Source organism: Streptomyces sp. CC224B, assembly GCF_030010595.1.
Classification (GTDB): domain Bacteria; phylum Actinomycetota; class Actinomycetes; order Streptomycetales; family Streptomycetaceae; genus Streptomyces; species Streptomyces longispororuber.
Map to the genome: position 1 here is coordinate 19620 of NZ_JASCXL010000112.1, position 11354 is coordinate 30973.

Annotated in this window: 8 protein-coding genes; all 8 read left to right on the plus strand. The window is 73.0% G+C overall.

Annotated elements, in window-relative coordinates; genetic code table 11:
- Window positions 1-70: 70 nt before the first annotated feature.
- The 8 genes from QK440_RS32855 (at window position 71) to QK440_RS32890 (ending at window position 11207) form a co-directional block, all read left to right on the plus strand.
- Window positions 71-1201 carry a hypothetical protein gene (locus QK440_RS32855; RefSeq protein WP_282796895.1) on the plus strand — a complete coding sequence of 377 codons (1131 nt, stop codon included), beginning with the start codon at window positions 71-73 and terminating at the stop codon, window positions 1199-1201.
- A gap of 247 nt (window positions 1202-1448) precedes the next feature.
- Window positions 1449-2711 (plus strand): ATP-grasp domain-containing protein, encoded by a 1263-nt coding sequence (locus QK440_RS32860; RefSeq protein WP_282796903.1) that lies wholly within the window; start codon window positions 1449-1451, stop codon window positions 2709-2711.
- Between the two features lie 169 nt (window positions 2712-2880).
- Window positions 2881-5046, plus strand: a complete 2166-nt coding sequence (locus QK440_RS32865) for a CocE/NonD family hydrolase (protein ID WP_282796896.1) — start codon at window positions 2881-2883, stop codon at window positions 5044-5046.
- Between the two features lie 238 nt (window positions 5047-5284).
- Complete coding sequence (locus QK440_RS32870; protein ID WP_282796897.1) at window positions 5285-5731, plus strand: DUF6098 family protein; 447 nt, start codon at window positions 5285-5287, stop codon at window positions 5729-5731.
- A 114-nt stretch (window positions 5732-5845) separates the two neighbouring features.
- Window positions 5846-6607: a beta-phosphoglucomutase family hydrolase gene (locus tag QK440_RS32875; RefSeq protein ID WP_282796898.1), complete on the plus strand. Its 762-nt coding sequence runs from the start codon at window positions 5846-5848 to the stop codon at window positions 6605-6607.
- Window positions 6604-8949, plus strand: a complete 2346-nt coding sequence (locus QK440_RS32880; protein WP_282796899.1) for a glycosyl hydrolase family 65 protein — start codon at window positions 6604-6606, stop codon at window positions 8947-8949. Before QK440_RS32875 ends, QK440_RS32880 begins: the two co-directional genes overlap by 4 nt.
- Window positions 8950-9201: 252 nt before the next feature.
- A complete protein-coding gene (locus QK440_RS32885; RefSeq protein ID WP_282796900.1) occupies window positions 9202-9951 on the plus strand; it encodes a hypothetical protein in 750 nt (249 codons plus the stop codon).
- Window positions 9952-10322: 371 nt separating this feature from the next.
- Window positions 10323-11207, plus strand: a complete 885-nt coding sequence (locus QK440_RS32890) for an SDR family oxidoreductase (protein ID WP_282796901.1) — start codon at window positions 10323-10325, stop codon at window positions 11205-11207.
- Window positions 11208-11354: the final 147 nt, after the last annotated feature.

Genomic DNA, 11354 nt, shown 5'->3' on the forward strand with positions numbered 1-11354 from the left:
ATCCGTCGTCACGTACCTGTCGTGACGTACCTGTCGTGACTCATCTGTCATGACGTGCCTTGGGGGGAACATGAGGGGAATCAAGCGCCGCGGCACCACTAGACGTGTGCGGGCCGCCCTGAGCGCGGCGGTCGTGGTCTGCGCGGTCACGGCCGCGGCGCTCACAGCCGCCACGGCCGCCACCGACACCGCAGCAGCCGTAGCAGCCACACCGGCAGCAGCCACACCGGCGCCGACGGTCGCGGCGGTGGAGGGACTCGACGTCGGTGTCGAGAGGATCAGCGTCGCGACCGACGAAGGCTACGGCGCCGCCTCGATCACCCCCGACGGCCGCAGCATCGTCTTCAGGTCGCTGAAGAACGTCGGGGGCCCGGGCGGCGACGAGGTGTACGTCCGCGACCGGTCCGCGGGGCGGACCAGGACCGAGCCCATCGTCGAGGGGTGGACCCCGGCGATCAGCGGCGACGGGCGACAGGTCGCCGCCACCACTCCGGCGCAGGGGATGAGCACTCAGCGGATCCGACAGCACTCGGTGGACCTGGGCATCCTCCCCTTCAGTTGCGGCCGCTGCAACGAGCCGTCGCTGAGTGCGGACGGCCGCTACCTCGCCTTCGGCGTCGTGGACTACATCTCGCACAACCGGCGGGTCCTGGTCGCGGACCGCGAGGGCGGTTACCAGACCATCGCCCACCTCGGCAGCGGGGCTCCGGCCCGGCCGTCGATCAGCGGTGACGGCCGCTACGTCGCGTACCAGGACCTCTCGTACCAGAAGGAGGGCGTCCACCTGTGGGACCGGGCCACCGGTACCACGTCGGGCCCGCTGGAGGGCCCGGACACGTACGCGTCGCTCGTCCAGCTCAGCGACGACGGCGGCAAGGTCGTGTACCTCTCGGGCTCCGACACCTACGTCCACGACGTCGGCACGGGCACCGCCCAACGGGTCCCGAACGTGAAGGGCGTGGCCGTCGACCCCACCGGCCGCTACCTGCTGTACGCCCCGCACGGCACGAGCGGGCCGTCGCTCGTCCTGCGCGACCTCCGCACGGGCGCCGACGAGGCCGTCTCCGGCCAGCCCGCCACGGCCGAGGTCGACTCCGTCAGCGCAGGCGGGCGTGACGTCGTCGTCCAGTCCGCGGCCGACGGCATCGTCCCCGGCGACACCAACGGCAAGCCCGACGTGTTCGTCCGCCGCTTCTTCTGACCTCGGTCGTCTACTTCCGGCCGCGGCCGTCGCACCGTACGTGCCGGGCCCGCGGGGCGTCGTCCCCGCGGGTGCCCGGCGCGGACCAGGTGAAACGCGGGGGCCACCCAGGGTTGAGGCGAGAGGTCACGGGTACCCAGGGACCTCATCACCGGCCGTCGTGCCGGTTTTCGGCCATCCGCCGCCAACACCTGGGGAAAAGTTCGTGACACACAACGTCTTCGTCCTCGGTCTCGACGAGGCCAACATGCCCACCCTGTCCGCGGTGCCCGACGCGCACCGCTACCGCTTCCACCCGCTCCTGACCATCGAGGAGCTCCAGCACGGCGAGGTCTCCGTGCCGGACCTCATCGCCAAGGCCGAACGCGTCCTGGACGACTTCGACGGGACGATCGACGCGATCGTCGGCTACTGGGACTTCCCCGTCAGCACGCTCGTGCCGATCCTCGGCGAGCGCTACGGCACCCGCTCCACCAGCCTGGAGTCCGTCGTCAAGTGCGAGCACAAGTACTGGAGCCGCCTGGAGCAGCAGCAGGTCACCGACGCCCACCCCCGCTTCGGCCGCGTCGACCTGGACGCCGACGAGCCGCGCCCGCCGGAGGGCGTGCGCTTCCCGATGTGGCTCAAGCCCGCGCTGTCGTACTCCTCCGAACTCGCCTACGGGGTGAAGGACGAGGGCGAGTTCGCCGACGCCGTCGCGCGTATCCGCGAAGGCATCGACCGGGTGGGCAAGCCCTTCGAGCACATCCTGGAACGGCTCGACCTGCCGCCCGAGATGGCCGACGTCGGCGGGCGGGTGTGCCTGGCCGAGGAGGCCCTCACCGGTGTGCAGGTCGCGGTGGAGGGGTACGTGCACGACTCCGAGGTCACGGTGTACGGCGTCCTGGACTCCATCAACTACCCGGAGACCTCCTGCTTCCTGCGCCACCAGTACCCCTCCGGGCTGCCGGAGCCGGTGCAGCGGCGGCTGCGGGACATATCGGAGCGCGTGATACGCCGGATCGGGATGAACTGGGCGACCTTCAGCATCGAGTTCTTCTACGACCCGGGCACCGACGCCGTCAACATCCTGGAGATCAACCCCCGCCACTCCCAGTCGCACGCGGAGATGTTCGCCTACGTCGACGGCGTGCCCAACCACCACTGCATGCTCAGCCTCGCCCTCGGCGAGGACCCGCGGCTCCCCCACCGCGAGGGCCCCTACCAGCTGGCGGCCAAGTGGTACCACCGCTGGTTCGCCGACGCCACCGTGCACCACGTGCCCGCGCGCGAGGAGGTCGAGCGCATCGAGAAGAGCATCCCCGGCGTCCGCGTCGACGTCACGCCCGAGGAGGGCCAGCGGCTGTCCGACCTGCCCCAACAGGACAGCTACAGCTACGAGTTGGCGCACGTCTTCACCGGGGGCGACAGCGAGGAGGAGCTCAGGGAGAAGTACGACAAGTGCGTGGCGGCACTGGGCCTGACCTTCGACGAGACGACCCCCGGCGGCCGCGGCACGAAGCACCCCTGAACCGACGGCCGCCGCGGCACCGAGCCCCCTCGGCCGCCGGCGGCCGCGGCACCGTGCACCTGAACCGTCGGCGGCGGGCGGCCCCAAAACGGCCCGCGCCCCCGCCGCCGTGCGCGGGTACGGGCCCGCCGGCCCGGCCCCGCGAGACTCCTAAGGAGCGACACCGCTCATGCGTTATGTGAGCAACCTTCCGTACGAGACGAAGACCGACGACCACGTCACCATCCCCACGTCCGACGGCACCCGGCTGTCCGCCCGCGTCTGGCGGCCCGTCTCGTCCGACAGCGAGCCCGTGCCGGCGATCCTGGAGTACATCCCGTACCGCAAGCGCGATCTGACGGCCGAGCGCGACGCGATCCACCACCCCTACATGGCCGGTCACGGCTACGCCTGCGTCCGGGTGGACCTGCGCGGCACCGGCGACTCCGAGGGCGTGCTGCGCGACGAGTACCTGGAGCGCGAGCAGGCCGACGCCGAGGACGTCCTGGCCTGGCTCGCCGACCAGCCCTGGTGCGACGGCACCACCGGCATGATGGGTCTCTCCTGGGGCGCGTTCGCCGCCCTCCAGGTCGCCGCCCGGCGGCCGCCGAGCCTGGGCGCCATCGTCATCTCGTCCTTCACCGACGACCGGTACGCCGACGACATGCACTACATGGGCGGGGCCCTGCTCTCGGACAACCTCGCCGAGGCGGGCACCATGTTCGCGTACGGCACCTGCCCGCCCGACCCGGCCGTGGTGGGCCCCCGGTGGCGCGAGATGTGGCACGAGCGCCTCGAAGGGACCCGGCCCTGGGTCCTCGAATGGCTCCGCCACCAGCGCCGCGACGACTACTGGCGGCACGCGTCGGTGTGCGAGGACTACGCGGCGGTGCGCTGCCCGGTGCTCGCCTCCAGCGGCTGGGCGGACGGCTACTCCAACGCCGTCACGCGGCTCCTGGGCCGCCTCGACGTACCGCGCAAGGGGCTCATCGGGCCCTGGTCGCACAAGTTCCCGCACCTGGGCGAGCCGGGGCCCGCCATCGGCTACCTCCAGGAGGTCGTGCGCTGGTGGGACCACTGGCTGAAGGGCATCGACAACGGCGTCATGGACGGGCCCATGCTGCGCGCCTGGATGCAGGACAGCGTGCCGCCCTCCACCTCGTACGAGGAGCGCCCCGGCCGCTGGGTCGCCGAGCCCACGTGGCCGTCGCCGCGGCTCACGCCCGTGCGCTACGGGCTGTCCCGGGCCGGGCTGACCGAGGAGGCCGCTGCGGGCGTGGGCTGCGACGACGCCCCGGACGGGCCGGGCACACCGACGGACGGAGCGGCGGACGGGTCGGTGGGCGCACCGGCGGCCGGACCGGCGAACGGGTCGGCGGGTGAACCGGCGGACGGGTCGGCGGGCGGGCAGACGGGCGCCCAGGGCGGGATGACCGTCCAGTCGCCGCTGTCCGTGGGCCAGTTCGCCGGGAAGTGGGCGTCCTACAACGCCCCGCCCGACCTGCCCTACGACCAGCGCGAGGAGGACGGCGGCTCCCTGGTCTTCGAGACCGGACCGCTGGCGGAGCCCGTGGAGATCCTGGGCGCGCCGACGGTCGAGCTCGAGGTGTCCGCCACCGAGCCGGTCGCGATGGTCGCGGTCCGGCTGTCCGACGTGAGCCCGCGCGGCAGCGCCACCCGGGTCACGTACGGGCTGCTGAACCTCACCCGCCGCGACGGCCACGAGGACGCCCCGCAGCCGCTGGAGCCCGGCCGCCGCTACCGGGTCACCGTCCAGCTCAACGGCGTCGCCCAGTCCTTCCCGGCTGGCCACCGCATCCGGCTGTCCCTGTCCACGTCCTACTGGCCGCTGGCCTGGCCGCCGCCGAGGCCGGTGCTCCTGACGGTGCACGAGGGGTCCGCCCTGACCCTGCCGGTGCGGCCCGCGGGCCTGCCGGACGACCTGCCGCAGGAGCCCTTCGGGGAGCCGGAGGGCACCAGGCCCCTGACCAGCACCCAGCTCACCGCCCCCGAGCAGCGCTGGCGGGTCACCCGTGACCTGGTCGACTACGCGGCCGAGCTGGAGATCGTCAAGGACCGCGGCCTGGTCCGCATCGACGACATCGGGCTCGACGTGGGCCGCCGTGCCTATGAGCGCTACACCTCGACGGCCGACGACTTCACCTCGGCGAGCGGCGAGTCGGCGTGGACGATGAGCTTCCGCCGTGACGACTGGGACGTGCGCGTGGAGACGCGCACCGTGCTGAGCTGCGACGAGACCGACTTCCGTGTCGACGCCACGCTGGACGGCTACGAGAACGGGAAACGGGTGTTCTCCCGTACGTGGAACGAGACGGTCCCACGGGACTGGCTGTAGCCACGGAGGCTCCTCCGGCCCTCCCGGCCGGGGCCTTCCTCCGGCCCCCCGGCCGGGGCCTTCCTCCGGCGCCCCGTGCGGGGCGGGGAGAGGACCCGGCCGGACGGGGAAGCCGGATACTGGAACATACGCGACGAACGACGTCGGGACGCGCCCCGGCGCGTGCGCCGGGGCGCCCCCGCGCGGGGCCCCCGGCGCCGCCGCACGCAGCCCCGACCGCAAGGAGTGTGACGGCCGCATGAGCACCTCGGGCGACCTGCCGGTCCTGCACAGCCTCACGGAACTCGCCCGTCTGGTCGAACGGCACCCGAACCTGTACGTGCGCTGGTCCCGCGGCCCCGCCAAGGACCTCCGCGCGGCCCGGAGCAGGGACGACCTCACCGGCACCCATATGCCCGGGCTCTCCGCCAACCCGCTCCACGTCGAGCACTGGTGGGAGGACCGGCCCGTCGAGCTGTGGGTGGCGCGGCGCCTGCACGACTACTCGCACCTGCCCCGCGAGAAGGGCGACGGGGTGCGTCCGTGGGTGCTGCTGGGCCGGGAGAAGGGCCGGGGGCCCGACAACGAGCCGCTCGTCCAGGAGGTCGAGCCGCTGGCGTGGATCGACCCGAAGATGATCGAGGAGGCACGCGCCGAGGTGGCCCGGCAGACCGGCTCCTGGGGGCCGCTGCGCCGCGGCGAGTGATCCGGCGGGGTCGCGCCGCGCGTGCCCCGGCGGCGGCCGTGCCGGGCGGGTTCCGGCGGGGCCGGTCGCGCACATCACCTTGTTGACCACTGCCTGACGGGGAAGGTGCCCTGCATGACGACACACGGAGCCCACCTCACACAGCTCGGCCTGCCAGGGACCATCCGGGCCTGTCTCTTCGATCTGGACGGCGTCATCACCAAGACGGCCGTCGTCCACGCGGCCGCCTGGAAGGAGGCCTTCGACGCCTTCCTGCGCGAGCGGGAGGGCGACGGCTTCCAGCCCTTCGACGCGTCCGCCGAGTACGACGAGTACGTCGACGGCAAGCCGCGCGCCGACGGCGTGCGCGACTTCCTCGCCTCCCGCGGCATCGAGCTGCCCGAGGGGCGGCCCGACGACCCCCCGGACCGGCCCACGGTCCACGGCGTCGGCAACCGCAAGAACGAGATCCTCCTGGAGAAGATCCGCACCGGTGGTGTCGAGGCCTACGACGGCACCCTGCGCTATCTGAAGGCCGTACGGGCCGCGGGGCTGCGCACGGCGGTCGTCTCGTCCAGCGCCAACTGCCGCGACGTGCTGCGCTCCATCGACGCGGAGTCCCTGTTCGACGTACGGATCGACGGCGTCGTCGCGGCCGAGCGGCAACTGCCGGGCAAGCCGCGGCCCGACACCTTCCTCGCCGCGGCGAAGGACCTCGGCGTCGACCCGGGGGCGGCGGCGGTCTTCGAGGACGCGCTGGCCGGCATGGACGCCGGGCGCTCGGGTCACTTCGGCTACGTCGTCGGCGTCGACCGCGTCGGCCAGGCGGACGCCCTGCGGGCGCACGGCGCGGACCGGGTGGTGCGGGACCTGGCGGAGCTGGGGGGTGAGGCATGATCACGCACGCCTCGTACGGCGTCGACCCCTGGTGCCTGCGCGAGAACGTCCTGAACCTCGACGTGCTGCCGCAGAGCGAGTCGGTGTTCGCCCTGTCCAACGGCCACATCGGCTGGCGCGGCAACGTCGACGAGGGCGAGCCGCACGGCCTGCCCGGCTCCTACCTCAACGGTGTCCACGAGAGCCATCCGCTGCCCTACGCGGAGGCCGGCTACGGCTATCCGGAGTGCGGCCAGACGGCCATCAACGTGACCAACGGCAAGGTCCTCCGCCTGCTCGTGGACGACGAGCCCTTCGACATGCGCTACGGCCGCCTGGTGTCCCACGAGCGCGTCCTCGACCTGCGCGAGGGGGTGCTGCGGCGCACCTGCGAGTGGACCTCGCCGGCCGGGCGCACCGTGCGGGTGCGCTCCACCCGCCTGGTGTCCTTCACGCAGCGTTCGGTGGCCGCCATCGCCTACGAGGTGGAGGCCGTCGACAGCGAGGTGCGCGTCGTGGTGCAGTCGGAGCTGGTGGCCAACGAGCAGCTGCCCCGGTCGTCGCGGGACCCCCGCGCCTCGGCCGTCCTGGACTCGCCGCTGGCGCCCGAGGAGCACTTCGCGCGGGACGGCCGGCTGCGCCTGGTCCACCGCACCCGGGGCACCGGGCTGCGGGTGGGCGCGGCCGCCGACCACACCGTCGACGGGCCCGACCGGACCCGGTGGGGCGGCGAGGCCGGTGACGACGTCGCCCGGCTCACCGTCACCTCCGTACTCGAACCGGGCCAGCGGCTGCGCCTGGAGAAGTTCGTGGCGTACGGCTGGTCGAGCACGCGCTCGCTGCCCGCCGTGAGCGACCAGGTGGACGCGGCCCTCGCGGCGGCCACCGACACCGGCTGGAAGGGCCTGGTGGAGGACCAGCGGGCCTATCTGGACGCCTTCTGGGCGCGCGCGGACGTCGAGGTCGACGGCGCGGAGGAGATCCAGCAGGCGGTCCGGTTCGCGCTCTTCCACGTCCTGCAGGCGGGTGCGCGGGCGGAGCGGCGCGCGATCCCGGCGAAGGGGCTGACCGGCTCCGGCTACGACGGCCACGCCTTCTGGGACAGCGAGATGTTCGTGCTGCCGCTGCTGACGTACACCGCGCCGGACGCGGTCGCCGAGGCGCTGCGCTGGCGGCACTCGACGCTGCCGGCCGCGCGGGAGCGGGCGCGCCAACTGGGCCTGCGCGGGGCGGCGTTCCCCTGGCGCACGATCGACGGCGCGGAGGGGTCGGCGTACTGGCCGGCGGGCACGGCGGCGTTCCACGTCAACGCCGACATCGCGGACGCCGTGGTGCGCTACGTCGACGTCACCGGGGACGAGCAGTTCGAGCGGGAGGCCGGGGGCGAGCTCCTGGTGGAGACGGCCCGGCTGTGGCGGTCGCTGGGCCACCACGACGCGCACGGCGCGTTCCACATCGACGGCGTGACGGGCCCGGACGAGTACAGCGCGATCGCCGACGACAACACGTACACCAACCTGATGGCGCGCTCCAACCTGCTCGCGGCGGCCGGCTTCGCCGAGGCCCACCCCGAGCGGGCCGCCGAACTCGGCGTCGACGAGGAGGAGTCCGCGGCGTGGCGGGACGCCGCGGAGGCCATGCACGTCCCGTACAGCGCCGAGCTCGGCGTGCACGAGCAGCACGCCGGGTTCACCCGCCACCAGCACTGGGACTTCGCGGCCACCCGCCCCGACCAGTACCCGCTGATGCTGCACTTCCCGTACTTCGACCTGTACCGCAAGCAGGTCGTGAAACAGGCGGACCTGGTGCTCGCGATGTACACCTGCGCCGACTTCTTCGACGAGGAGCACCTGGCGCGCAACTTCGCCTACTACGAGCCGCTCACCGTCCGCGACTCGTCCCTGTCCGCGTGCATCCAGGCGGTCGTCGCCGCCCGCGCCGGCCATCTGCCGCTCGCCTTCGACTACCTGGTGGAGGCGGCGCTGATGGACCTGGAGGACCTGGAGAACAACACCCGCGACGGGCTGCACATCGCCTCCCTGGCCGGGACGTGGATGGCGCTGGTCGCCGGGTTCGGCGGGATGCGCCGCCGCGGGGGCACGCTGGAGTTCACCCCGCGGCTGCCGGAGCGGCTGAGCCGGATCGCCTTCAAGCTCCAGGTGCTCGGCCGGTGCCTGCGCGTGGAGGTGCACGCGACGGCGGTGACGTACACGCTCATGGACGGCCCCGAGCTGACCATCAAGCACTACGACGAGCCGCTGACCCTCAGCCCCGAGGAGTCGCGCAGCCGGGAGATCCCGGAGCTCAAGCCCCGCCCCGCACCGGACCAGCCGCCCCACCGGCGTCCGCACTCCCACCACTGAGGGGCGCTCCGCCGGGTCCGGCCGGGTCCGGTCGGACGACTGAAGAGGCCCTGCCGGACGCGGGCCACAGGAGCCCGCGTCCGGCAGGGTCTCAGGCATGTCAACTGCCTTGTGTGTGGCCGGATCTGATTGGCCATCATCGCGTACGTGCACGATGGCGAATCCCGGGTACCCGGCATCACCAGCGGCCGACTCCGGGCCGTTCACCGAGCGGAACGCCGCCGGGCGTTCCTGGGAGGGGAATCACTCACCATGCGTGGAAGCAGACTGCTCGCTGCGATGACCGTTGCCGGCCTGTCGGGTGCGCTCCTGGCGGGCTGCGGAGACGACGGGAACGACTCGGGCGGCGGCTCGGACAAGCCGTTCTCCGGGCAGAGCGCCGACCAGATCGCCGGCAAGGCCGTCGCGGCCACGAAGCAGGCCACGTCCCTGCGCGTCAAGGGCGACATGCGGCAGGCCGACGGCAAGGCGCTGAGCCTCGACCTCGCCGTCGACGAGCGGAAGAATTGTGACGGCACCCTGCAGACGCAGGGTGCGCGGGCCGACGTACGGCACGTCGGCGACGCGTTCTACCTGCGCGGTGACGACCAGTACTGGAAGAACTCCCTCAAGGGCAAGCCGGGTGCGGCGAAGCTGCTGCCCAAGCTGAAGGACAAATGGGTCAAGGTGCCCGCCGAGGACTCCGTCACCAAGGGCATGTGCGACAAGCAGAGCCTGATGAAGGCGCTGGACGAGGACAAGTCCGAGCGCAAGGGCATGCGGAAGGGCGACACGACCACGGTGGGCGGCCAGGAGGCCATCAAGCTCACCAAGAAGACGGCGGCCGGCGAGAAGCTGACGCTGTACGTCGCCACCAAGGGTGAGCCGTACATCCTGCGCACCACGACGGAGGGCGGCGACGAGCCCAGCTCCGCCACGTTCAGCGACTACGACAAGGACGTGCGCCCGCAGAGGCCCGCGTCCGGCGAGACCGTCGACCTGCGACAGCTCGCCAAGTCCTGACGGAGCCGACCGCCGCCGTCCGCCGGGTAGGTGACCTGCTCGCGGCGGCGGTCGGTTCTCTTCGAGTCCCGGGTCGGCCTGGAGCGGGTCGGCCCGGGACGCTCATTTCGCGGCGGGCGCGCGGGAGTGGCCGAGGCGGGAGGGCAGGGCGGGGCTGGCGGCCGGGCGGGGCGGGTGACGTGCGCGGCGTGCCGCCTTCGGGTGTGATTGCTTTATGTCCTGTATGAGCGGTATGCGGAGTGCGCCCTCCCGGCGGCGTCACCCGCCGTTTCCCCCGTCAGGCGCCGGGCACACGGGGCGTGAGCTGCGCCGACACAGCGGCGCGCGCTCACCTCGCCCGACTCTCACCCGACTCACTGAGGAGTTGCCGTATGACCGACCGTCGACCGCCGGACCCCACCGACCAGTACCCGCGGCCGGAGTTCCCGCAGCAGGACCAGGAGCACCCCGGCGACACCGAGCGCATGGAGCCCCGCCCCGACCACGGCGAGTCCTCCTACCGGGGCAGCGGCCGTCTGGAGGGGCGGCACGCGCTCATCACGGGCGGCGACTCGGGCATCGGCCGCGCGGTCGCCCTGGCCTTCGCCCGCGAGGGCGCCGACGTCGCCTTCACCTACCTGCCGGAGGAGAAGCACGAGGCCGAGGAGACCTCGCGGCTCGTGACGGACGCCGGGCGGCGGGCCGTGGCCGTGCCCTGCGACATCCGTGAGGAGGAGGCCTGCCGCGCCCTGGTGGACCGGGCGCACCAGGAGTTCGGCACGATCGACATCCTGGTGAACAACGCCGCGTACCAGATGGCGCAGTCCGGTGGCATCGAGGACATCACCACGGAGCAGTTCGACCGGGTGCTGCGCACCAACCTCTACGGCATGTTCTGGCTGTCCAAGATGGCGCTGCCGCACATCCCTCGGGGCGGCAGCATCATCAACACCACCTCGGTGCAGGCGTACCAGCCGAGCCCGCACCTGCTGGACTACGCCACCACCAAGGGCGCCATCGTCACCTTCACGCAGGGGCTGGCCGGGATGCTGGCCGAGCGCGGCATCCGGGTCAACGCGGTCGCGCCGGGACCGGTGTGGACCCCGCTCATCCCGGCGACGCTGCCGGACACCGAGAAGTTCGGCGCGCAGTCCCCGCTCGGCCGGGCCGCGCAGCCCGCCGAGATGGCCCCGGCGTACGTCTTCCTCGCGTCGGCGGAGGCCAGCTACATCACGGCGGAGATCGTCAACGCCACGGGCGGCACGCCGCTGCCGTAGGCCGGGGCCACACCCCGGAGCGCCACCGCCTGACGGTACGGCCGAACGACACACCGGTGCCGCGCCCCCACCGGGGGGGGGGGGGGGGGGCCCGGGGGGGGGGGGCGGGGGGGCGGGGGGGGGGGGGGGGGGGGCCCGGGGGGGGGC